Source organism: Xanthomonas sp. NCPPB 2933 (assembly GCF_056725225.1).
The window spans coordinates 4,265,251-4,286,097 of sequence record NZ_CM161518.1; the positions used below are offsets into that span (position 1 = coordinate 4,265,251).

Genomic DNA, 20,847 nt, shown 5'->3' on the forward strand with positions numbered 1-20,847 from the left:
ACGGACTCCCAGCACACGGTGACCCGGGCCGGAAAAACAATGCTGTACTCCATCGACGGGTCAGGCCCATGACAGGCCCGACCCATCAACTCACTTCAGCGCAAGGCTGGACTGGTCGACCGTCACGCCAGGGCCCATCGTCGAGCTGACCGACACCTTCTGCAGGTAGGTCCCCTTGGAGGTGGCCGGCTTGGCCTTGATCAGGTCCAGCAGCAGCGCCTGCAGGTTCGACTTCAGCGCTTCGTCGTCGAAGCTGGCCTTGCCGATGGTGCAGTGGATGATGCCGGCCTTGTCGGTGCGGTAGCGCACCTGACCCGACTTGGCATTCTTGACGGCTTCACCCGGGTTGGCAGACACGGTGCCGACCTTGGGGTTCGGCATCAGGCCACGCGGGCCCAACAGCGTGCCGAGCTTACCGACGACGCGCATTGCGTCCGGGGTGGCGATGACCACGTCGTAGCTCAGATCGCCGGCCTGCATCTTCTCGGCCAGGTCGTCCATGCCCACTGCCTCGGCGCCTGCAGCCAGGGCTTCGTCAGCCTTGGCGCCGGCCGGTGCGAACACTGCAACGCGCACGCTCTTGCCGGTACCGGCCGGCAGCACGGTGGAACCGCGCACCTGCTGGTCGGACTTCTTGGCGTCCACGCCCAGGCGCACGGCAACGTCGATCGACTCGACGAACTTGGCCTTGGTCACGGTCTTCAGGATCTTGATTGCGTCATCGAAGGCATAGGTCTTGCCCGGAACGACAGCGGCCGCAATGGCCTTAACGCGCTTGCTCTGTGCCATGTCTTAGCCCTCCACCGTCAAACCCATGCTGCGGGCAGAACCCGCAATCGTACGCACCGCTGCTTCCAGCTCGGCCGCAGTCAGATCGGCTTCCTTGGTCTTGGCGATCTCTTCCAGCTGCTTGCGCGTCACCTTGCCCACCTTGTCGGTGTTGGGACGCTTGGAGCCGGAGGTCACACCTGCGGCCTTCTTGAGCAGCACGCTGGCCGGGGTGCTCTTGGTGACGAAGGTGAAGGTACGGTCGGAATACGCGGTGATGATCACCGGCGTCGGCAAACCCGGCTCCAGCTTGGACGTCGCTGCATTGAACGCCTTGCAGAACTCCATGATGTTCAGACCGCGCTGACCCAGTGCAGGGCCGACCGGCGGCGCAGGGTTGGCCTGACCGGCCTTGACCTGCAGCTTTACATAACCAACGACTTTCTTACCCATTTCGATACTCTCCGGGTGCTAGCGCCTTGACGACAGGCTCCCCATCGGACCGGGAAATCACGTGTCCCGGCTTCACGTTTCTGGTAACACGCAGATGGCTGCCATACGGCAGCCATTGTTTCCCGGCGGTTCGCCAAGTGAGCGAGCCGCGCACTATAGCAGCAATTGTTGCGGGTGCCTAGGCGGCACCCGACTGAGTCAGCCCTTCTCGACCTGACCGAACTCGAGCTCGACCGGCGTGGAGCGACCAAAGATGAGTACGGCAACCCGCAACCGACTCTTCTCGTAATTGACTTCTTCAACAACGCCATTGAAGTCGTTGAACGGGCCATCGGTGACGCGCACCATCTGACCCGGCTCGAACAACACCTTCGGACGCGGCTTCTCGACACCGTCCTGCACGCGCTGCAAGATTGCATCCGCCTCTTCGTCGCGAATCGGCAACGGGCGGTCGGCCGTGCCACCAATGAAACCCATCACTTTGGAAGTTTCCTTCACCAAGTGCCAGCTTTCATTGTCGATACGCGGGATACCGGCTTCTTCGTGCGTTTCGATCTGCACCAGCACATAGCCGGGGAAGAACTTGCGCTCGGACCGACGCTTCTGGCCGGCGCGCATCTCGATGACTTCTTCGGTCGGCACCAGCACGTCACCGAAACGCTCTTCCATTTCGGCGCGTACGATGCGGTCGCGCAAGGCTTGCGCAACAGATTTTTCAAAGCCTGAATAGGCGTGAACGACATACCAACGCTTCACTGCTTGATTCTCCTCAACGAGCCAGGAACCACTGCGTGAGCTTCTGGATGACGAAATCGAAGCCGCCCAACAGCAAACTCAGAATGATCACAACAACAATCACGACCCAGGTGGTACGGATGGCTTCCTGGCGCGTCGGCCAGACCACCTTGCGCAACTCGAACCTGGATTCGGACATGAATTCACGGGTTTCACGGCCTTTGCCGGTCCCCAGAAACACAAACGCACCCGCCGCCAACCCAACGATCACAGCCAGCGCGCGCAATTGCGGCGTCCAGGCTCCAAACTGGGTTGCGCGTTCAGGCGCAGAAAACCAGAACCACACAAACAACCCCGCAATCACCAGGAGCGCGGAGAGGACGTATTTCACGATATCAGCGCTGGCAGCAGACGCGCTTTTGGAAGGCTCGATTTTGCTATTCATCCGGCTCTAGTTACCGATCTGACCCGAATTACTGGGCCGGAAAGAGGAGTGGCACGCCAGGAGGGACTCGAACCCCCAACCTGCGGTTTTGGAGACCGCTGCTCTGCCAATTGAGCTACTGGCGTATGTACTCGTTTACCGCAAACCCTAAGACAACGAAGGCGGACCGAGGTTCAGCCGGCCCGCCATTCGTTTGAATCCAGCCGCCGCGAGGCGACTGGATGCAGGCACTTACTTGATGATCTTGGCAACCACGCCGGCGCCGACGGTACGGCCACCTTCACGAATCGCGAAGCGCAGACCTTCGTCCATCGCGACCGGGTTGATCAGGGTCACGACCATCTTCACGTTGTCGCCCGGCATCACCATCTCCACGCCTTCCGGCAGCTGGCAGGCGCCAGTGATGTCGGTGGTGCGGAAGTAGAACTGCGGACGGTAGCCCTTGAAGAACGGGGTATGACGACCACCCTCATCCTTGGACAGCACATAGACTTCGGCTTCGAACTCGGTGTGCGGCTTGATCGAACCCGGCTTGCACAGCACCTGGCCGCGCTCCACGTCGTCACGCTTGGTGCCGCGCAGCAGCAGACCGGCGTTATCGCCTGCCTGACCCTGGTCCAGCAACTTGCGGAACATTTCCACGCCGGTGACGGTGGTCTTCTGCGTGTCGCGGATACCGACGATTTCGATTTCGTCGCCGACCTTGATGATGCCGCGCTCGATACGACCGGTCACCACGGTGCCACGACCCGAGATCGAGAACACGTCTTCGACCGGCATCAGGAACGGACGGTCGACGTCGCGGGTCGGATCCGGAATGAAGGTATCCAGCGCTTCGACCAGCTTCAGGATCGCCGGCACACCGATTTCGCTCTGATCGCCGTCAAGCGCCAGACGGGCCGAACCGTGGATGATCGGAGTGTCGTCGCCCGGGAAGTCGTACTTGCTCAGGAGCTCACGCACTTCCATCTCGACCAGCTCAAGCAGCTCGGCGTCATCGACCATGTCGGCCTTGTTCAGGAACACGACGATGTGCGGCACACCGACCTGACGCGAGAGCAGGATGTGCTCACGGGTCTGCGGCATCGGACCGTCGGCAGCCGAACACACCAGGATCGCGCCGTCCATCTGCGCCGCACCGGTGATCATGTTCTTGACGTAGTCGGCGTGGCCGGGGCAGTCGACGTGCGCGTAATGGCGAACTGCGGACTCATATTCAACGTGCGCGGTCGAGATCGTGATACCACGCGCCTTCTCTTCCGGCGCTGCGTCGATCGCGTCGTACGCCTTGAACTCGCCACCGAAACGCTCGGCACCGATCTTGGTCAGCGCAGCGGTCAACGTGGTCTTGCCATGGTCAACGTGACCAATGGTACCGACGTTAACGTGCAGCTTTTCGCGAAGAAATTTAGCTTTTGCCATGGGTGCGTGTCTCGGTAATCGTTTGGAGTTGAAGACGATTGAGTAATGGTGCTCACGAAAGGAATCGAACCTTCGACCTCCTCCTTACCAAGGAGGTGCTCTACCGACTGAGCTACGTGAGCGAGTTTTGCATTATGCCATGCATTTACGTTCAATGGAGCGGGAGACGGGAATCGAACCCGCACCATCAGCTTGGAAGGCTGAGGTTCTACCGTTGAACTACTCCCGCGCCGGGAACTGCAAGACACAACATGAAACTGGTGGAGGGAGGTGGATTCGAACCACCGAAGGCGTAAGCCAGCAGATTTACAGTCTGCCCCCGTTGGCCGCTTGGGTATCCCTCCAGCTTTTACTACCGGACCGGGGCGCGATGAAGCGATTCGGTTCGGGGTGAAGCAGCCCGCTATTTTGTTGTGGGAGACAAGCAGTGTCAACAAAAATTTCGCGCTATTTGTCACGCCTGAATGTGCGCAGCCATGCCGGCCGCGCGCACCCGCTCAGACGTTGAAGCGGAAGTGCAGCACATCGCCTTCCTTGACGCGATATTCCTTGCCTTCCAGCCGCAGACGACCGGCATCGCGCGCGCCGGTTTCGCCGCGGTACTTGATGAAGTCGTCGAAACCGATCGTCTCGGCGCGGATGAAGCCCTTCTCGAAATCGGTATGGATCACCGCTGCGGCCTGCGGCGCAGTGGAGCCGGCCTTGACCGTCCACGCACGCACTTCCTTGACGCCTGCGGTGAAGTAGGTCTGCAGGCCAAGCAGCTTGTAGGCCGCGCGAATGACGCGATTCAAGCCAGGCTCGGCCAGGCCCAGGTCGGCCAGGAAGGTGTCGCGATCTTCGTCGTCGAGCTGCGACAGTTCTTCTTCGATCGCTGCGGAGACCGGCACCACTTCGGCGCCTTCGGTCACTGCATGCGCACGCACCGCATCCAGGTGCGGGTTGTTCTCGAAACCGTCTTCTAGCACGTTGGCGATGTACATCACCGGCTTGAGCGTGAGCAGGAACAGATCGCGCACCAGCGCTTTTTCTTCCTCGTCCAGCCCAGCGGCGCGCCCGGCTTTGCCATCGGCCAATGCGGCCTGCAACTTGGCCAGCACCGGCTTGCGTGCCGCTGCATCCTTGTCGCCGCCCTTGGCACTGCGCTCGGCACGGTTGAGCGCCTTTTCCACGCTATCCAGATCGGCCAATGCCAGCTCGGTATCGATGGTTTCGATATCGGCGATCGGGTCGACCTTGTTGTTCACGTGGATGACGTCGTCGTTCTCGAAGCAACGCACCACGTGGGTGATCGCATCGACTTCGCGAATGTGGGCCAGGAACTTGTTGCCCAGCCCTTCGCCGCTGGCCGCACCCGCCACCAGCCCGGCGATATCGACGAACTCGACCGCAGTCGGGATCAGCTTCTGCGGCTTGACGATTTCAGCCAGCTGATTAAGGCGCAGATCCGGCACCGGCACGATGCCGACGTTCGGCTCGATGGTGCAGAACGGGAAATTGGCCGCCGCGATGCCGGCTTTGGTCAGCGCATTGAACAGGGTCGACTTGCCGACGTTGGGCAGGCCGACGATGCCGCATTTGATACCCATGGTGCACGTCCGGGATTTGGGATTCGGGATTGGAGATTCGCAATGCCGCATGGCCGCAAATCCCCAATCCCCAATCACGCGTCCTTACTGGTATGCAGCCGCTTCATCGCCTCATTGAAATTCCCTTGTATTGCCAGCGGCAGCACATCGATGGCGGCGTCCACTGCAGTACCAATCGCCGCATCGTCGTCGCGCCCTGCCCGTCCCAGCACCCATGGCACCACGCGATCCTTGTGACCGGGATGACCAATGCCGACACGCAAGCGGTGAAATTTGCCGTGCCCCAGCAGGCGGATGGTATCGCGCAGACCGTTCTGGCCGCCGTGGCCACCATCGAACTTGAGCCGCGCAGTGCCCGGCGCCAGATCCAGTTCGTCGTGTGCAACGAGCAGCTGTTCCGGCTCGATCTTCCAGAACCGCAACGCGGTGGTGATCGATTTGCCGCTGAGATTCATGAAGGTGGCCGGCTTGAGCAGCCAGACCGGTTGACCGGCGATCTCGACCTTTGCGGTCTCGCCGAACAACTTGGCATCCAACCCCCAGCGCGCGCCATGGCGCTCGACGAGGGCATCGACGAAACGAAACCCGGCGTTGTGCCGGGTTTGCGCGTGTTCCGGACCGGGATTCCCGAGTCCCACAATCAGGCGGAGTGCAGACATGCCAGTCACCGCAGCCGATCCCCCGCGCAGTGCGAGGGATCGGCCGACGGATTACTTGGTCTCGGCGCCTTCGCTACCTTCTTCACCGGCAGCGTCTTCTTCTTCGATGCGCACGTGCTTGGCAGCAACCACCGCCACGTCGTGTTCCTTGCCCAGCTTCAGCTCCGGAATTTCCACACCGGCCGGCAGGGTGATCTCGGACAGATGGATCACGTTGCCAACTTCCAGGGCACCGAGGTCCACTTCGATGAACTCCGGCAGATCCTTCGGCAGGCAGACGACCTGAACTTCGTTCAGTTCGTGGGTCACGACCACTTCGCTGGACTTACCGGCCGGCGAGGTTGCTTCGTTGACGAAGTGCAGCGGCACAGCGGCGCTGAGCTTCTCGTTGGCGCTGACGCGCTGGAAGTCGATGTGGATGATCAGCTGCTTGAACGGATGGCGCTGCATGTCACGCAGCAGGACCTGCTGCACGTCGCCATTGAGGTTCAGGTCGAGGATCGACGAGTAGAACCACTCGTTCTGCTGGGCAAGCCAGATCTGCTCGTGGTTGAGCTGGATGCTGACCGGCTCGAGTTCGCCACCGTAGACGATGGCCGGAATGACGCCAGCGTGACGTAGGCGGCGGCTCGCACCCTTCCCCTCGTTCGCGCGGCGCTCGACCTTGATTTCGTGTGTCTTTGCCATTGGATTTCACTACCTGGATTGGAATATCGCCTCGCGGCGATGAAGCGTCTCACCCGCGACCAGGTGAGACGTCGTGCAGGCACCCGGAGAACCGGGTACCGAATGAAAAATCAGTCGACGTAGAGCGAGCTGACCGACTCGCCGAAGGCGATGCGGCGAATGGTCTCGGCGAGCAGTTCGGCCACGCTCAGCTGACGAATCTTGGCGCAGGTGCGCGCGGCTTCGTTCAACGGAATCGTGTCGGTGACCACCAGCTCGTCGAGCTGCGAATTGTTGATGTTGTCCACCGCCGGGCCGGACAGCACCGGGTGGGTGATGTAGGCCACGACCTTGAGCGCGCCGCGCTGCTTCAGCGCTGCAGCGGCTGCACACAAGGTGCCGGCGGTATCGACCAGATCGTCCACCAGCACGCAGGTCTTGCCCTGCACGTCGCCGATGATGTTCATCACCGTGGCGACATTGGCGCGCGGACGGCGCTTGTCGATGATGGCCAGGTCCGCATCGTCCAGACGCTTGGCGACGGCGCGCGCGCGCACCACACCGCCCACGTCCGGCGAGACCACGATCAGGTTATCGGTGCCGTAAGCGCGCCAGATGTCGGCCAGCAGCAGCGGCGAGGCGTAGACGTTGTCGACCGGAACATCGAAAAAGCCCTGGATCTGGTCGGCATGCAGATCGACCGTCAACACGCGGTCGGCCTCCATCGCGCAGATCATCTTGGCGGCGACCTTGGCGGTGATCGGCACGCGCGAGGAACGCATGCGGCGATCCTGGCGCGAGTAACCGAAGTACGGAATCACCGCAGTCACCGATGCGGCGCTGGCGCGCTTGAGCGCATCGATCAGCACCAGCAGCTCCATCAGGTTTTCGGCGCTCGGCGCGCAGGTCGGCTGGATGACGAACACTTCCTGCCGGCGCACGCTCTCTTCGATTTCGACCTGCACTTCGCCATCGGAGAAGCGCGTGACCAGCGCCTTGCCCATGCGAACGCCAAGCTCCTTGCAGATGCTCTTGGCAAGCGGCTTGTTGGCATTGCCGGAGAACACCAGCAGATTACGTTGGTCTTGCATGGGATCTCTCGGGCGGCGGCAAAGAGCGGGTGGGTCGATGGTGGAGCGGAATAAAGCCGAACCAATGCCAGGCTTTGCTTTTCTTTCAATCCCCGCACATGGATGTGCGGGCTGTTGCAGAGGGACCTGCATAAAATGGCAGGGGCGGTAGGATTCGAACCTACGAATGCCAGGATCAAAACCTGGTGCCTTGGGCCTCTTGGCGACGCCCCTGCATCAAACTTGTCTCGCGTCCAGTGCGTCGAGCAGTGGCGAGTGCGCTGCACCTTCCACGACCCACGCCCTCAGGTTGTCCGGCAATTGCGCCAAGGCCTGCTCTGCAGCAGCGCGCGTGGCGAATTCGACGAAACAACCGCTCCCTGACCCGGTCAAACGCGACGTCCCGATCCTGGAAAGCGCCTGGAACACCGCCTCGATGGCGGGTTCACGGCGCCGGAGGACCGGCTCGAACGCATTGTCGAGCAGAGAACCCGAAGCGAAGTCCGCTATTTTCACGGGCGCAGCATCCCGCGTCAATTCCTGTGATTGAAATAAAACAGGTGTGGGCACGTGAATGCCTGGATCGACCAGCACATAGGAGGCTTTCGAGAGGCTGATCGGGGTCAGTTGTTCCCCGATGCCCTCGGCCCAGGCGTTGTGTCCGCGCACGAACACCGGCACGTCGGCGCCAAGGCGCAGGCCTAGCTCGGCCAGGGCATCGACCGGCAAACCCAGTCCCCACAAGGCATTGAGCGCGACCAGCACGGTGGCCGCATCCGACGACCCGCCGCCGAAACCGCCGCCGGCAGGGATGCGCTTGTCGACCCGGATGTCGGCGCCGGCCTGCGCGCCAGCGCTGGATTGCAGCAGGCGCGCGGCGCGGATCACCAGATCATCGTCCTCGGCCACGCCCGGCAGACTGTCGCCGATGCGCCGGATCAGGCCGTCGCTGCGCAAACGAAGATGAATGGTGTCCCCCCAGTCCAGCAGCCGGAACACGGTTTGCAGCAGGTGATAGCCATCGGCGCGACGCCCGATGATCCGCAGGAACAGATTCAGCTTGGCCGGCGCAGGCCACGCCGACCAGCCCGCTTCCAACGCTGACATCAGGGCGAGACCGTCCATTGGTCGACCAGCAGGCGCACCTTGGCCTCGCCGTTGCGGGCTTCGATGCGCTGCGGCAGCTCGGGCTGGCCGGCGCTGGCCGGGGCCCAGGCCAGAAAGTCGATGGTCCAGCCGTCCTGCTGCACGGTGCGCGGGCGGCCGGCGGCGTCCAGATCCACACGTTCGGCACTCGTGTCGGCGATGCGCAGCGCACGCACCCAATCGGGCATCTGGTTGACCGGGATGGTCCATCCGGTTGCTTCCAGCAGTACCTGCTCGGCGTCGGCGCCGCTGCGAGGGCCGCCTTCCAGACCCTCCAAACGCCCGGCACCGGTGGTGGTGTCGCCGGTGAGCACCCAGCTCTGCCGGGTCACCGGCGCACTGAGCTGCACGCGATAGCGCGGGCCGTCCTGCTGCCAGTCGATGTGGCCGCTGCCGCCATTGCTGCCCTTGCTGATCGCCACCCGGCCCTGGAACGACCAGTTCGGGTGCGCCTGCAACCAGGCCTGACGTGCGGCTTCGGCCTGACGCGCGCCATCGGAGACCTGCTCGACCACGGCCGCACCACTGCCCTGCCCGCGCGGCACGCTCACGCAGCCGGACAAGCCTGCGAGCACCAGCCCGCTCAGGGCCAGTGTGCGGACTACACCACCCCTCATAACCCGAACTTTTCCACGGCGCGTTGCAGCGCTCGGTTGTCGGGATCGAGACGGCGTGCCTCATCGAAATAGCGCCGTGCTTCGTCCTGCTTGCCGCTGACCCACAGCACTTCGCCCACATGCGCGGCGATTTCCGGGTCCTTGACCAGCGCCCAGGCGCGGCGCAGCTGCACCAGGGCTTCCTTGAGGCGGCCCATGCGGTACAGCACCCAGCCGTAGCTGTCGACGATGGCCGGGTTGTCCGGATCGGCGGTGCGGGCGCGGTCGATCAGCGCCAGCGCCTCCTTGTAACGGGTGGTGCGGTCGGCCAGGGTGTAGCCCAGCGCGTTGAGCGCCCCGACATTTTCCGGCTCGGCGACCAGGATCTTGCGCAGATCGGCCTCGGCACGGGGGACGTCGTCGCGGCGTTCCCAGGCCAGGCCGCGGGCGTACAGCAGCGCGCCATCGTCCGGATACGCAGCCAGGCCGCGCTCGAAAGCATCCAGTTCGCCCGGGGCATCGCCGGCACGTTGGTGCAGCTCGGCTTCGAGCACATAGGCGTCGCGACGCGCATCGTCGTCGGCGCTGGCATCGCCCTGCAGCGCGCGGGCTTCGGCAAGCGCCTCGGGCTTGCGGCCCAGTTCGTACAGTGCGCTGGCCGCGCGCAGGCGCGCTTCGCTCAGCTGCGGGCCGCCGGGCACGCCGCGATACCACTCCACTGCTTCGTCGTACCGCTTGAGGAACTCGGCGATCTTGCCGAGCAGCAGGCGACGGTCCGGATCGGGCTTGGTGGCATTGCGCTTGAGCTCGCCGTACAGCGCCTCCAGCGAGGTGCGGTCTTTTTCCTTGGCGAGCATGGAGGCACGCAGCCCGTAGGTCTGGGTGTCCTGGGGCCCGGTCGAGAGCACCCGTGCGGCCGCCTCGGTCTGGCCCATGGCGTCGTAGGCGAATGCCAGCGCACCACGCAGTTCGGAGTCCTTCACCGCCTGCGGCTCGATGTTCTTCAGCAGCGCCAGCGCGTCGTCGTTCTTGCCTTCCTGCTGCAGCTGCGTGGCGTGCAACAAGGCCACGCGCGGCTCTTCGGGGAAGCGGCGCACCACTTCGTCGACGATGCGCTTGGCCAGCGCCGGGCGCTCCATGCGCAGGGCGAGGCGGCCGAATTCCTGCCAGGCCTCGATCTGATTGGGGATGGCGCCAGCCTTGACCAGGTCTTCGAGCGCATCGGCAGAAGCTTCCGGCTCGCGTCCGCCATTGGCCAGGGCAATCAGGGCGAAGCGCCAGCCGCGTGGGTCGGGCTCCTTGAGCAGGCCAAGCAGATCGCGGCGTGCGGTGCGCAGGTCGTTGCGGCGCAGGGCCAGCGAGGCTTCGGTGCTGCGCATGGCCATCGACGAGGGCGCACGCGCGCGCCACAGCGCCAGGGCTTCGACCGCGCGGGCATCGTCGTTGGCCAGCATGGCGATGCGGGCGGCGCGTTCGGCCAGCCCGGCGTCGCCGGCTTCGGCCTTGGCCGCGTCCAGATAGGCGCGGGCGGCATCGTCCAACTGCCCGGCCTGCAAGGCGAATTCACCGGCGAGCACGGGTTCCAGCGACGTGGTGCCGGCGCTGCTGGTCGGCGGCGTGGGCGGAGCTTTTTTGGGTGCTGCAATGGCGTTGGCGGAGACTGCTACCAGCAAAAGAACACTCAGGATGCGAATCGGTACAGGCATCGGGGGCAACCGGGCCGTAAAATGGGGCCCTGAATGGCCGCCAGCTTATCGCAAGCAACTGAACAATGACGTTGTGGGTGCTCGGACTGAATCACCAGACCGCACCTGTGGACCTGCGCGAACGCGCGGCGTTCGCAGGTGAGGCGCTGCCGCGCGCGCTCGAATCCTTGCGCGCGTTGCCGCAGGTGCGCGAGGCCGCGTTGCTGTCCACCTGCAACCGCACCGAGCTGTACGCGATGGCCGACGACCCGCACAGCCTGGTGACCTGGCTGGAGACACATGCGCCGGGCTTGAGCGGTTATCTGTATCAGCATCAGGAAGAAGCGGCGGTGCGGCATCTGTTTCGCGTCGCCACCGGGCTGGATTCGATGGTGCTGGGCGAGCCACAGATTCTGGGTCAGGTGAAGGACGCCTGGGCGGTAGCACGTGCGCACGGTGCGCTGGGCAGCGGGCTGGACCGCCTGTTTCAGCAGACCTTCTCGGTGGCCAAGCGTGCGCGCACCGACACCCGTGTCGGCGCCAATCCGGTGTCGGTGGCCTCCACTGCGGTGCGGCTGGCGCAGGAGTCCTTTGCGCGGCTCAACGAATCCACCGTGCTGCTGATCGGCGCTGGCGAAACCATCGAGCTGGCCGCCAAACATCTGAGCGAAGGCCGCGTGCGCCGCTTGCTGATCGCCAACCGCACCCTTGCACATGCGCAGACGTTGGCGAGCCAGCACGGTGGCTATGCGTTGCCGCTGACCGATCTGGACCGCCATCTGGCCGAGGCCGACGTGGTGTTTTCGGCTACTGCCGCACGCGAGCCGATCGTGACCCGGATGCAGGTGGAACAGGCGCTACGCGCGCGCAAACGCAAGCCGATGCTGTTGTTCGACCTGGCAGTGCCGCGCGATATCGAGGCCTCGGTGGCCGAGCTTGGCGATGCCTACCTGTACACGGTAGACGATCTGGAACGTGCGGTGGAAGACAACCGCCGTGGCCGCCGCGAGGCCGCAGACCAAGCCGAAGCGATCATCGATCTGCAGGTCGCGCGCTATGTCGAAACGGTGCAGGCCAACGCGCGCCAGGCGCCGCTCAAACGGCTGCGCGCGTTCGGCGACAGCACCCGCGACGAATTGCTGGCCAAGGCACGCCAGCAATTGCACAACGGCAAGCCAGCCGATGAAGTCCTGGAACAACTGGCGCATGCGCTGACCAACCGTTTGCTGCATCCGCCAACTGCCGCATTACGCGATGCGGCGCTCAACAACGACCTGGAACTGACCAGCGCGGCCGACCGGCTGTTTCCGGAAAAACCCGGTTACCAACATCCCCCTGTAGCTACCCCGATCGTGAGGACTGATGACGCCGACCCTGCGCCGTAAGCTCGAAGCGCTGGCCGAGCGCCGCGAAGAACTGCAGCACCTGCTCTCCGACCCCGAGGTGGTGAGCAACAACGACAAGTTCCGCACGCTGTCGCGCGAGCTGTCGCAGCTGGAGCCGGTGGCCGTCGCCCTGGAAGACGAAGCGCGCGCCAAGGCCGATCTGAGCGCAGCCGAAGCCATGCGCAACGATCCGGAAATGCGCGAGCTGGCCGAAGAGGAAATCGCCGCCGCTCAGGCACGCCTAGACGAGCTGGACGCGCAGCTGGCCCTGCTGCTGGTACCGCGCGACCCGCGCGACGAAGGCAATCTGTTTCTGGAAGTGCGCGCCGGCACCGGCGGCGACGAGGCGGCAATCTTTGCCGGCGATCTGTTCCGCATGTATGCCCGCTATGCCGAGCGTCAGGGCTGGAAGGTGGAAATCGAATCCGACAGCCCCGGCGAACACGGCGGCTACAAGGAAGTGGTGGCACGGGTGGTCGGGCGCGGTGCGTATTCGCGATTGAAGTTCGAATCCGGCACGCACCGCGTGCAGCGCGTGCCGGCCACCGAATCGCAGGGCCGTATCCACACCTCTGCCGCCACGGTGGCGATCATTCCCGAAGCCGACGATGTGGAAGAGATCGTGATCAACCCGGCCGACCTGAAAGTGGACACGTTCCGCTCCTCCGGCGCCGGCGGCCAGCATGTCAACAAGACCGAATCGGCGATCCGCATCACCCACGTGCCCAGCGGCGTGGTGGTGGAATGCCAGACCGAGCGCAGCCAGCACGCCAATCGCGACAAGGCGATGAAGCGCTTGAAGGCGCAACTGGTGGAAGCGGAGCGCAGCAAGGCGGCGGCCGCCGAAGCGCAGACGCGCAAATTGCAGGTAGGTAGCGGTGATCGTAGCCAACGCATCCGCACCTACAGCTTCCCGCAGGGCCGCATCACCGACCACCGCGTGGAAGGCCTCACGTTGTACGACCTGCCCAACATCATCGAAGGCGATCTGGATGCCTTGATCGCACGCTTACTGCACGAACATCAGGCCGACGAACTGGCGCGGTTGAGCGACAGCCCGTGAGTGCACAGGTCCCGCGCGAGCTGTTGCAGCTGCGCGAGGCGGTGCAACACCAGCCCGGCGATTTCATCGCCTGGTTGATGCTGGCCGATGCCGAACTCGGCATGGGCGCGATCGCCGCCGGCGAAGCCGCGGTGCAACGCGCGCTTGCACTGCACCCGGGCCATCCGGAAGCGGTGGCGCGGCTTGGACGGGTGCGCTGGGCGCAGCAACGGCATGCAGAAGCAGCGTCGTTATTGCAGCAGGCATCGGACCTGGTGCCGCAGCATCCGGGCATTGCGTTGTGGCTTGGGCATGCACTGGAAGACGCGGGCCAGGCCGAAGCTGCGGCGGCCGCGTATACGCGTGCACATCAATTGCTGCCCGACGAGCCCTACATCACTGCGCAACTGCTCAACTGGCGCCGCCGCCTGTGCGATTGGCGCGAGCTGGATGCACTGGCTGTGCAGGTGCGTGCCGCCGTGGCGCAGGGCGCTGCGGCGGTGGAGCCATTCGCCTTCCTGAGCGAGGACGCCAGCGCTGCCGAACAGCTCGCGTGTGCACGAACGCGCGCGCAGACAATTGCTTCCGTCCTGCGCCCGCTACCACCGACTGCCGTGCGCCGCCAGGGCGCGTTGCGGGTCGGCTTCGTCTCCAATGGGTTTGGTGCACATCCCACCGGCTTGCTGACAGTGGCGTTATTCGAAGCGCTGCAGCGGCGTCAGCCGACCTTGCACCTGCATCTGTTTGCGACCAGCCATGATGACCACAGCGAGATTCGCGCGCGCCTGGCGCAAGCCACGGCCTTGCACGATGTCACCGCGCTCGGGCATCTGGCCACTGCGCAGCACATCCGCGACCAGGGCATCGATCTGTTGTTCGATCTACGCAGCTGGGGCGGCGGCGGGCGACCGGAAGTGTTCGCGCTGCGGCCAGCACCGGTGCAACTCAACTGGCTGGCGTATCCGGGCACATCCGGCGCACCGTGGATGGACTACGTGCTGGGCGATGGGTTCGCGCTGCCGCCGGCACTAGAGCCCTTTTACAGCGAGAAGGTGTTGCGCTTGCGAGGTGCATTTCAGCCATCGGACACCTCACGCGTGGTTGCCGAGCCGCCTTCGCGTACGCAGTGCGGCTTGCCCGAGCAGGGCGTGGTGCTGTGCTGTTTCAACAATAGCTACAAGCTCAATCCGCGCAGCATGGCACGCATGTTGGCAGTACTGCGCGCGTTGCCGGGCAGCGTGCTGTGGTTGTTGTCCGGGCCAGGTGAGGCCGACGCGCGTCTGCGTGCGGTGGCGCAGGCCCAAGGCGTGGATCCGCAACGCCTAGTATTCATGCCGAAGTTGCCGCATCCGCAGTATCTGGCGCGCTACCGACATGCGGATTTATTTTTGGATACGCATCCTTACAACGCGCATACCACCGCATCGGATGCGTTGTGGGCGGGTTGCCCGGTGTTGACGACGCCTGGAGAGACGTTTGCGGCGCGCGTAGCCGGCAGCTTGAATCATCATCTTGGGTTGGATGAGATGAATGTGGCGGAAGATGCCGCGTTTGTTGCCAAGGCGGTGGCATTGGCGGGTGATCCGGCGGCGCTGGGTGCGTTGCGTGAGCGGGTGGATGTACTGCGGCGGGAGTCCGGGGTGTTTGAGATGGATGGGTTTGCCGATGAGCTCGCGCAGTTGGTACGTGGGGTGGCGGGGCGGCATGGTTGGCTGGTTAATTAGTGGGGGCTTCTTATTTTCAAAGTAGATAGCTGTCTTCCGCCGTACCCTCACCCCAACCCCTCTCCCAGCGGGAGAGGGGCTCTAGAGCGACTCGTCAGTAAGCTACTCAAAACTTTCTTTGCTCAACACTTTCCAAGCCACGGCAACAACGTAAGTCACAGCAATAACGCGCCGAGGCGGCAGCGTGGCCGGGGATTGGCGGAGAGCGGCACATGGATGTGCCGCGGCGGCGAGTCAGACAGGATGTCTGACCGAGCCGAGGAGCCAGTCCCCGGCCGCGCTGCCGCCCTTACCGAAGCCGGCAACTGACACGGCGCGCCTGGACGTACCCTCACCCCAACCCCTCTCCCGGAGGGAGAGGGGCGTCCAACCTTGTGGCGTGGGCGCTCGGCGGCACGCACACCAGTGGCGCGCAAGCTGTGCCTTCTCGCCCCCAGGGAGAGCGGCTTATCGATTTGCCACGAACTGTCAGTTGCTAACTGCCAGTATCAGCGGATCCTCGACTGCGACTGACTTGTGCGGCTTCACGCCGTACTGCTGTACCCGGCCGTCCAGGCTCGCTAGGCTGGCGGCATGCCTTCCAATCTCGACTTCATTCCCTTGCACCTGTGCGTGCTGACGGTGTCCGACAGCCGCAGCCTGGCCGATGACCGCTCCGGCGATTATCTGGTCGAGGCCCTCACTCACGACGGTCACCTGCTGCACGAACGCGCGTTATGCCCGGACGACCGTTACCGCATGCGCGCGATCGTCTCGAACTGGATAGCCGATGCGCAGGTCGACGGCATCCTGATCACCGGCGGCACCGGCTTCACCGGCCGTGACAGCACGCCGGAGGCGATCACGCCGTTGCTGGACAAGACCATGCCCGGGTTCGGCGAATTGTTTCGCGCCATCAGCGTCGAGGAAATCGGCACCTCGTCATTGCAGTCGCGCGCATTCGCAGGCCTGGCCAATCACAGCTTCGTGTTCTGCCTGCCCGGCTCCACCTCGGCCTGCCGCACGGCGTGGGAAAAGATCGTGCGTGCACAACTGGATGCGCGCACCAAGCCTTGCAATCTGGCGACACTGCGTCCACGTCTGGGTGAATAGCCTGCGCGCTCCATCGCTGTTGGAACGCGCATGTCGCACCTGAAACGCAAGGCCTACAAAAAACTGCTGGCACCGCTGCAGCTTGAACTGGTCAACATGGCGCGCTGGCTGCGGCATACCAACCAGCGCGCACTGGTGCTGGTGGAAGGCCGCGATACCGCCGGCAAGGGCGGTGTGATCCAGACCATCGCCAGCCATCTCAATCCACGCCAATGCCGGGTGGTAGCGTTGCCGACACCCAATGATCGCGAAAGCACGCAGTGGTATTTCCAGCGCTATGTGGCGCATCTGCCGGCGGCCGGCGAGTTGGTGCTGATGGATCGCAGCTGGTACAACCGCGCCGGCGTGGAACGGGTGATGGGCTACTGCACCGACGCCCAATACGAGGCATTTCTTGAGCAGGCGCCGCGCTTCGAACAACTGCTGGTCGACGACGGCATTTTGCTGTTCAAGTATTGGCTGTGCGTGGATCAGGCCGAGCAAGAACAGCGCTTTGCCGAACGCCACGAAGATCCGCTCAAGGGCTGGAAGCTGTCGCCGGTGGATCTGCAGTCACGCAGCAAGTACGACGACTACACCGCTGCACGCGAGCGCATGCTTGAGGTGACGCATACGCCGGACGCACCGTGGACGCTGGTGGAATTCAACGACCAGAAGCTGGGCCGATTGAGCCTGATCCGCGACCTGCTGGATCGGCTGCCGGACACCAAGGTGCCCGAAGAAAAAGTGCAGCTGCCGCCGTTGGACGGCAAACCGCACAAGGAACGTTATGGCGTGCTGGAACCGATCGACGATTACGCCGGCCAGTCCTGAGAGAGTTCGTCGCTGGCAGCGGTGGTCCGCGGCAACGGATACAGGCCGGCCTGACGCTCGGCCTGCTCGGCCTGCAGCACCAACTGACTCAGGCGCTGACTGAACAGCTGCATGAAACCGCGGTGCAGTGGCCGCATCGCCTCGATGTAATCGACGTCGTCGGCCTGCGCGCCGAGCGGGCTACAGGACGACAGCAGCACTTCGTCCAGGCGCAGTGCGCTGTCGGGCAGACGCACCAGCGCGGCGCGGCGCAACCAGTCGCGCATGCCCTGGCGGTACTCGGCGGCCAGGATATAGGCCACTTCGACCTGATCCAGGTCCACGTCCGGATTCCACGCCAGCACCTGGATGACCTGCGAACGCTCGTCCAGCATGCGGCTTTCGGCGACCAGACCGTGTAGTTGCTGTAGCAAACGCCACTGCACGCCAGCGGCCTCGCGCTGCGGCGTCGGCATGGTCTCGATGGCCAGCGCCAATCGGCGTGCAAACAACGCCGGCACATCGGCCAGCACGATCGGGCCGGCGTCGGCGCCGAGCAGGAAGCGCTCGGTACGCAGCGTGGCGGTATCGGGTAGATAGCCGTCCTGCAGCGGACGGGTGACGCCGTGATCGAGCAGCGACAGCACCACATCCAGCCAGTAGCGACGCTCCTGCTGCAGCGCGCGGTTGGCGCTGGCGTTCTGCCAGGCCGGGCGCACATCGTCCAGACGGGCGATGCAGGTCTGCGCGTCCAGGTTGTCCCAGGGCGCGCGGGTGGCGTCGTTGGGATCGAAGTTTTCCACGCTGAGCATGCCGCCGCCGAACCGGTGCCAGGCCGCGCCGCGCTGGGTATCGGCCGGGTCGGGCTTGGGCGCGGAGAGCGGCGCAGCGTTGGCCGGGCGCAGCAAGGCAGCGTAGGCGTCTGTCCACGAATCGGGCAGGCGCGCAGACATGGGATAGCTGGCCGAAGACGCCTGCCCCAGGCCGTCGCGCGCCAGCCGCAGGCTCCACAGCACCGCGCCAATCACGATGCCGCCGAAGATCCAGGCCAGCAGCCAGCTCGTCGCCGCTTGCTCGGGTTGCAGCACGCGGGTCTGCGGTTGCAGGAACAACAACCAGCCGCTGCCCAGCAGCACGCCGAGATACAACCACGGCGCGAGCTGCGTCAGTTGACGGTTGCTGCGGTGTGCAGGCGACACGTGCCTGTCATTGCGGTCTTGAGATGGAGCGGCCATACATTCCCCCTGCACGCTGTGATCGCGTTGAGAAGGTTATCGGCGAGGCCATGCAAGTCTGTTGCCCTGCTCCAACGGCGAATGCTCAGCCAGTTACAAAGTCTTCAGTCGGCGGCATCGCGCAAGGCGTGCGCGTCACGGTCGCGACCTTGGCCGCTGGCGGGCCCTGCCAGAGCCAGGTTTCCAGCGCGTTCAACGCGGCATCGGTACCGGCGGCGATCACTTCCACGCTGCCGTCCGCCTGATTGCGCGCATGTCCGCGCACGCCCAGTGCAACGGCACGCTCGCGGGTGGAGGCGCGGAACCACACGCCCTGCACCACGCCGGTGACGACGAAGCGCGCCGCCTGCATCAGCCGGCCTTGCCGGTGATGCCCACGGCGGTTTCGATATCACGCGCGGTGACCGGGCCGAGGAACTGCTTGGCGACCTTGCCATCCGGGCCGATCAGATAGGTCATCGGCAAGCCGCGCGGCGTGGCGAAGTCCTGTGGCGGCTGGTAGGGGTCGAGAATGGCCACCGGATACGACACCGGGTGATCTTTCAGAAACGCCTGCATGTCGGCGCTGGTGATGTCTTCGTAGGCCAGGCCCACCACTTCGATGCTGTCGCGCATGGTGTGCAGCGCCGACAGCTCCGGCATCTCCTTCAGGCACGGTGCGCACCAGGTGGCCCAGAAATTGACCACCACCCACTTGCCGCGATGCGCAGCCAGGTCGTAGGCCTCGCCAGTGACGGTGGGCAGCGACAACTTCGGCATCTCGGCGGTCTGCTGCACCACCGAGGTATCGGGCGCAGTTGCCGGGTCTGCGGCTGCGGCAGGTTTGTCCGGCGCCTGGGGAGGCGCTGCAGGCGCGGTGCTGGTGTCGGCGGCGGGGGCGCCCTCGCCGGTAGGCTTGCAGGCGGTCATCAACAACAGCGGCAACAGCAGCGCACAGGCGCCGCGCACAAGGCGCAAGGTCATGGAAGATCTCCGGGAAGATGGGTGTAGAGGTCGCCGACCGGTTGCGCCAGCACGCTACGCAGCGGTTGACGCAATTGCTCCAACGCAGCGGCGGCAGCCTGGCCGTAGGCATCGTCGCGACACGGCAACGGGCGGTCTTCGATCGGCACCCGCAGTTGGCAGCTTTCGTAGAGTTCGGCCAGCGGCACCACGTCCAGATCGCGCGCCAGCAACCAATGCCCACGTTCGTCGCGGCGCAGCAGGCGGATGCGTTTGAGCTCGCACAGCAGCTCCTGCATCAGCGTATCGGTGAGCATGGGTTCCAGCGCCAGGATGCGGTCTTCGTCGAGCCCGTTGCCGTGGATGCGCGCCTGGCGAAAACGGCCGAGCAAGCGCAACAAGCCATAGATTTCAAAGCCAGGCGGCAGGCGCATGGCTTCGGGTTGATAGCGGAACGCCGCCATCGAAGAGGCCAACGACGCGCCCAGCAACACCGACACCCAGCTCAGATAGATCCACAACAGCAGGATCGGCAGCGCCGACAACGCGCCGTAGATGCGCTGATAGGTCTGGAAATTGCCCAGATAAAAACCGAAGCCCCATTTGACGATCTCCATCAGGATCACCGCCAGCAGCGCGCCCGGCAGTGCATGCCGCAGGCGCACCGCATGCTGCGGCACCACGCGGTAGATCAGCACGATGCAGACGAATTCCACCGCCATCGGCGCCAGCCGCCAGGCGAATTCGGCCAGCCATTGACCTTCGGTGGTGCGGAACAGCGGCAGCGCGAACACGTAGGCGGCCATCGCCATCGAGGCGGCCGCCAGCATCGTGCCCAGGGTCAGCACGGTCCAATAAATCAAAAACCGCGTCACCTTGGGCCGCGCGGCAGCCACGCGCCAGATGCTGTTGAAGGTCTGCTCGATGCTGTGCAGGGTGATCAGCAACGAAGCCACCAGCGCGACCATACCGGCCACGGTGAACTTGCCCAGATCTTCCAGCGAACGGTTGAGATAGTTCTGCACCGAGCGCGCTGCGCCGGGCACGAAGTTGTTGAAGATGAAATCGGTCAGCGCGTCCTTCCACTCGTTGAAGGCCGGAAACGCCGACAGCACCCCGAATACCACAATTGCCAACGGCACCAGCGCAAACACCGTGGTGTAGGCGAGCGACGCGGCGGCCTGGAACAGGCGGTCATCGAGAAAGCGGCGCCACAGGAAGCGGCCGAAACTGACCGTCCGCGCGCGGTCGCGCAGACGTTCTTTCCATTGGTGGAGTTTGTTCACACGCGACATCGCGCAAGGGTACCCGATGCGCCGTCATCGCGGCCTTGTCGCACCTGCGGCGTGCAGCCCGACCGCGCCATCGCCGATACTGCGGCAACTCACACAAGCGGTAGAT

At 64.3% G+C, this 20,847-nt stretch carries 21 protein-coding genes and 5 tRNA genes; 5 read left to right on the forward strand and 21 right to left on the reverse strand.

Translation table 11 applies throughout. The features are described 5' to 3' along the window. Nucleotides 1-90 precede the first annotated feature (90 nt). The 17 genes from rplA to AC1PLU_RS17945 all read right to left on the reverse strand — a co-directional run bounded on the left by rplA (nucleotide 91) and on the right by AC1PLU_RS17945 (nucleotide 11,255). Nucleotides 91-789 carry a 50S ribosomal protein L1 gene (rplA, locus tag AC1PLU_RS17865; protein WP_006450622.1) on the reverse strand — a complete coding sequence of 233 codons (699 nt, stop codon included), beginning with the start codon at nucleotides 787-789 and terminating at the stop codon, nucleotides 91-93. A gap of 3 nt (nucleotides 790-792) precedes the next feature. Then, the gene (gene rplK / locus AC1PLU_RS17870) at nucleotides 793-1,221 is read right to left on the reverse strand and encodes a 50S ribosomal protein L11 (RefSeq protein WP_176339532.1); all 429 of its coding nucleotides are present in this window, start codon (nucleotides 1,219-1,221) and stop codon (nucleotides 793-795) included. Between the two features lie 198 nt (nucleotides 1,222-1,419). After that, the gene (nusG, locus tag AC1PLU_RS17875; RefSeq protein WP_043908886.1) at nucleotides 1,420-1,977 is read right to left on the reverse strand and encodes a transcription termination/antitermination protein NusG; all 558 of its coding nucleotides are present in this window, start codon (nucleotides 1,975-1,977) and stop codon (nucleotides 1,420-1,422) included. 13 nt (nucleotides 1,978-1,990) lie between these two features. Further along, entirely contained in the window at nucleotides 1,991-2,401 is a 411-nt protein-coding gene (gene secE / locus AC1PLU_RS17880; RefSeq protein ID WP_006450619.1) for a preprotein translocase subunit SecE, read from the reverse strand. A gap of 49 nt (nucleotides 2,402-2,450) precedes the next feature. Beyond that, nucleotides 2,451-2,526: transfer RNA gene (locus AC1PLU_RS17885), tRNA-Trp, on the reverse strand. A 106-nt stretch (nucleotides 2,527-2,632) separates the two neighbouring features. Then, nucleotides 2,633-3,823: an elongation factor Tu gene (gene tuf / locus AC1PLU_RS17890; RefSeq protein WP_108350190.1), complete on the reverse strand. Its 1,191-nt coding sequence runs from the start codon at nucleotides 3,821-3,823 to the stop codon at nucleotides 2,633-2,635. A 46-nt stretch (nucleotides 3,824-3,869) separates the two neighbouring features. Beyond that, nucleotides 3,870-3,945: transfer RNA gene (locus AC1PLU_RS17895), tRNA-Thr, on the reverse strand. A gap of 33 nt (nucleotides 3,946-3,978) precedes the next feature. Beyond that, a tRNA-Gly gene (locus AC1PLU_RS17900) sits at nucleotides 3,979-4,052 on the reverse strand. Between the two features lie 29 nt (nucleotides 4,053-4,081). After that, nucleotides 4,082-4,167, reverse strand: a tRNA-Tyr gene (locus tag AC1PLU_RS17905). Between the two features lie 153 nt (nucleotides 4,168-4,320). Beyond that, a complete protein-coding gene (ychF, locus tag AC1PLU_RS17910; protein WP_043888972.1) occupies nucleotides 4,321-5,412 on the reverse strand; it encodes a redox-regulated ATPase YchF in 1,092 nt (363 codons plus the stop codon). 74 nt (nucleotides 5,413-5,486) lie between these two features. Beyond that, on the reverse strand, nucleotides 5,487-6,071 hold the full coding sequence (gene pth / locus AC1PLU_RS17915) for an aminoacyl-tRNA hydrolase (RefSeq protein ID WP_481093743.1): 585 nt from the start codon (nucleotides 6,069-6,071) through the stop codon (nucleotides 5,487-5,489). A gap of 51 nt (nucleotides 6,072-6,122) precedes the next feature. After that, complete coding sequence (locus AC1PLU_RS17920; RefSeq protein WP_006450615.1) at nucleotides 6,123-6,758, reverse strand: 50S ribosomal protein L25/general stress protein Ctc; 636 nt, start codon at nucleotides 6,756-6,758, stop codon at nucleotides 6,123-6,125. Between the two features lie 110 nt (nucleotides 6,759-6,868). After that, nucleotides 6,869-7,828, reverse strand: coding sequence for a ribose-phosphate diphosphokinase (locus AC1PLU_RS17925; protein ID WP_006450614.1), 960 nt, complete (start codon nucleotides 7,826-7,828; stop codon nucleotides 6,869-6,871). 136 nt (nucleotides 7,829-7,964) lie between these two features. Then, nucleotides 7,965-8,041: transfer RNA gene (locus tag AC1PLU_RS17930), tRNA-Gln, on the reverse strand. Between the two features lie 3 nt (nucleotides 8,042-8,044). Next, nucleotides 8,045-8,932 carry a 4-(cytidine 5'-diphospho)-2-C-methyl-D-erythritol kinase gene (gene ispE / locus AC1PLU_RS17935; protein ID WP_481106896.1) on the reverse strand — a complete coding sequence of 296 codons (888 nt, stop codon included), beginning with the start codon at nucleotides 8,930-8,932 and terminating at the stop codon, nucleotides 8,045-8,047. Then, nucleotides 8,914-9,570, reverse strand: a complete 657-nt coding sequence (gene lolB / locus AC1PLU_RS17940; protein ID WP_481106897.1) for a lipoprotein insertase outer membrane protein LolB — start codon at nucleotides 9,568-9,570, stop codon at nucleotides 8,914-8,916. The genes ispE and lolB overlap by 19 nt, the downstream gene beginning before the upstream one ends. Beyond that, nucleotides 9,567-11,255 carry a tetratricopeptide repeat protein gene (locus AC1PLU_RS17945; RefSeq protein ID WP_481106898.1) on the reverse strand — a complete coding sequence of 563 codons (1,689 nt, stop codon included), beginning with the start codon at nucleotides 11,253-11,255 and terminating at the stop codon, nucleotides 9,567-9,569. The genes lolB and AC1PLU_RS17945 overlap by 4 nt, the downstream gene beginning before the upstream one ends. Before the next feature lie 65 nt (nucleotides 11,256-11,320). On the opposite strand from AC1PLU_RS17945, the gene hemA reads away from it, so the two are divergent. The 5 genes from hemA to ppk2 all read left to right on the forward strand — a co-directional run bounded on the left by hemA (nucleotide 11,321) and on the right by ppk2 (nucleotide 17,290). Next, nucleotides 11,321-12,619 carry a glutamyl-tRNA reductase gene (gene hemA, locus AC1PLU_RS17950; protein ID WP_481106899.1) on the forward strand — a complete coding sequence of 433 codons (1,299 nt, stop codon included), beginning with the start codon at nucleotides 11,321-11,323 and terminating at the stop codon, nucleotides 12,617-12,619. Beyond that, nucleotides 12,597-13,682, forward strand: a complete 1,086-nt coding sequence (gene prfA, locus AC1PLU_RS17955; protein WP_104550441.1) for a peptide chain release factor 1 — start codon at nucleotides 12,597-12,599, stop codon at nucleotides 13,680-13,682. Before hemA ends, prfA begins: the two co-directional genes overlap by 23 nt. Next, on the forward strand, nucleotides 13,679-15,385 hold the full coding sequence (locus tag AC1PLU_RS17960; RefSeq protein ID WP_481106900.1) for an O-linked N-acetylglucosamine transferase, SPINDLY family protein: 1,707 nt from the start codon (nucleotides 13,679-13,681) through the stop codon (nucleotides 15,383-15,385). The genes prfA and AC1PLU_RS17960 overlap by 4 nt, the downstream gene beginning before the upstream one ends. Before the next feature lie 573 nt (nucleotides 15,386-15,958). After that, on the forward strand, nucleotides 15,959-16,477 hold the full coding sequence (moaB, locus tag AC1PLU_RS17965; protein ID WP_023902806.1) for a molybdenum cofactor biosynthesis protein B: 519 nt from the start codon (nucleotides 15,959-15,961) through the stop codon (nucleotides 16,475-16,477). A 30-nt stretch (nucleotides 16,478-16,507) separates the two neighbouring features. Then, nucleotides 16,508-17,290, forward strand: a complete 783-nt coding sequence (gene ppk2, locus AC1PLU_RS17970) for a polyphosphate kinase 2 (protein WP_115039891.1) — start codon at nucleotides 16,508-16,510, stop codon at nucleotides 17,288-17,290. On the opposite strand, the gene AC1PLU_RS17975 is transcribed toward ppk2, so the two are convergent. From AC1PLU_RS17975 to AC1PLU_RS17990, 4 genes are all read right to left on the reverse strand, one after another. Then, nucleotides 17,272-18,504, reverse strand: coding sequence for a hypothetical protein (locus AC1PLU_RS17975; protein ID WP_268212631.1), 1,233 nt, complete (start codon nucleotides 18,502-18,504; stop codon nucleotides 17,272-17,274). The genes ppk2 and AC1PLU_RS17975 overlap by 19 nt on opposite strands. An 85-nt stretch (nucleotides 18,505-18,589) precedes the next feature. After that, on the reverse strand, nucleotides 18,590-18,856 hold the full coding sequence (locus AC1PLU_RS17980) for an acylphosphatase (RefSeq protein ID WP_006451974.1): 267 nt from the start codon (nucleotides 18,854-18,856) through the stop codon (nucleotides 18,590-18,592). Beyond that, complete coding sequence (locus tag AC1PLU_RS17985; protein ID WP_176339540.1) at nucleotides 18,856-19,467, reverse strand: TlpA family protein disulfide reductase; 612 nt, start codon at nucleotides 19,465-19,467, stop codon at nucleotides 18,856-18,858. The genes AC1PLU_RS17980 and AC1PLU_RS17985 overlap by 1 nt, the downstream gene beginning before the upstream one ends. Further along, the gene (locus AC1PLU_RS17990; protein WP_115039888.1) at nucleotides 19,464-20,741 is read right to left on the reverse strand and encodes a YihY family inner membrane protein; all 1,278 of its coding nucleotides are present in this window, start codon (nucleotides 20,739-20,741) and stop codon (nucleotides 19,464-19,466) included. Before AC1PLU_RS17990 ends, AC1PLU_RS17985 begins: the two co-directional genes overlap by 4 nt. Between the last annotated feature and the right edge of the window lie 106 nt (nucleotides 20,742-20,847).

Excerpts from the sequence above, each read along its gene's own strand:
- rplA (WP_006450622.1), bottom strand. The coding sequence starts at position 789 with ATGGCACAGAGCAAGCGCGTTAAGGCCATTGCGGCCGCTGTCGTTCCG.
- rplK (WP_176339532.1), bottom strand. The coding sequence starts at position 1,221 with ATGGGTAAGAAAGTCGTTGGTTATGTAAAGCTGCAGGTCAAGGCCGGT.
- secE (WP_006450619.1), bottom strand. The coding sequence starts at position 2,401 with ATGAATAGCAAAATCGAGCCTTCCAAAAGCGCGTCTGCTGCCAGCGCT.
- tuf (WP_108350190.1), bottom strand. The coding sequence starts at position 3,823 with ATGGCAAAAGCTAAATTTCTTCGCGAAAAGCTGCACGTTAACGTCGGT.
- ychF (WP_043888972.1), bottom strand. The coding sequence starts at position 5,412 with ATGGGTATCAAATGCGGCATCGTCGGCCTGCCCAACGTCGGCAAGTCG.
- pth (WP_481093743.1), bottom strand. The coding sequence starts at position 6,071 with ATGTCTGCACTCCGCCTGATTGTGGGACTCGGGAATCCCGGTCCGGAA.
- AC1PLU_RS17920 (WP_006450615.1), bottom strand. The coding sequence starts at position 6,758 with ATGGCAAAGACACACGAAATCAAGGTCGAGCGCCGCGCGAACGAGGGG.
- AC1PLU_RS17925 (WP_006450614.1), bottom strand. The coding sequence starts at position 7,828 with ATGCAAGACCAACGTAATCTGCTGGTGTTCTCCGGCAATGCCAACAAG.
- ispE (WP_481106896.1), bottom strand. The coding sequence starts at position 8,932 with ATGGACGGTCTCGCCCTGATGTCAGCGTTGGAAGCGGGCTGGTCGGCG.
- lolB (WP_481106897.1), bottom strand. The coding sequence starts at position 9,570 with ATGAGGGGTGGTGTAGTCCGCACACTGGCCCTGAGCGGGCTGGTGCTC.
- AC1PLU_RS17945 (WP_481106898.1), bottom strand. The coding sequence starts at position 11,255 with ATGCCTGTACCGATTCGCATCCTGAGTGTTCTTTTGCTGGTAGCAGTC.
- hemA (WP_481106899.1), top strand. The coding sequence starts at position 11,321 with ATGACGTTGTGGGTGCTCGGACTGAATCACCAGACCGCACCTGTGGAC.
- prfA (WP_104550441.1), top strand. The coding sequence starts at position 12,597 with ATGACGCCGACCCTGCGCCGTAAGCTCGAAGCGCTGGCCGAGCGCCGC.
- moaB (WP_023902806.1), top strand. The coding sequence starts at position 15,959 with ATGCCTTCCAATCTCGACTTCATTCCCTTGCACCTGTGCGTGCTGACG.
- ppk2 (WP_115039891.1), top strand. The coding sequence starts at position 16,508 with ATGTCGCACCTGAAACGCAAGGCCTACAAAAAACTGCTGGCACCGCTG.
- AC1PLU_RS17975 (WP_268212631.1), bottom strand. The coding sequence starts at position 18,504 with ATGGCCGCTCCATCTCAAGACCGCAATGACAGGCACGTGTCGCCTGCA.
- AC1PLU_RS17980 (WP_006451974.1), bottom strand. The coding sequence starts at position 18,856 with ATGCAGGCGGCGCGCTTCGTCGTCACCGGCGTGGTGCAGGGCGTGTGG.
- AC1PLU_RS17985 (WP_176339540.1), bottom strand. The coding sequence starts at position 19,467 with ATGACCTTGCGCCTTGTGCGCGGCGCCTGTGCGCTGCTGTTGCCGCTG.
- AC1PLU_RS17990 (WP_115039888.1), bottom strand. The coding sequence starts at position 20,741 with ATGTCGCGTGTGAACAAACTCCACCAATGGAAAGAACGTCTGCGCGAC.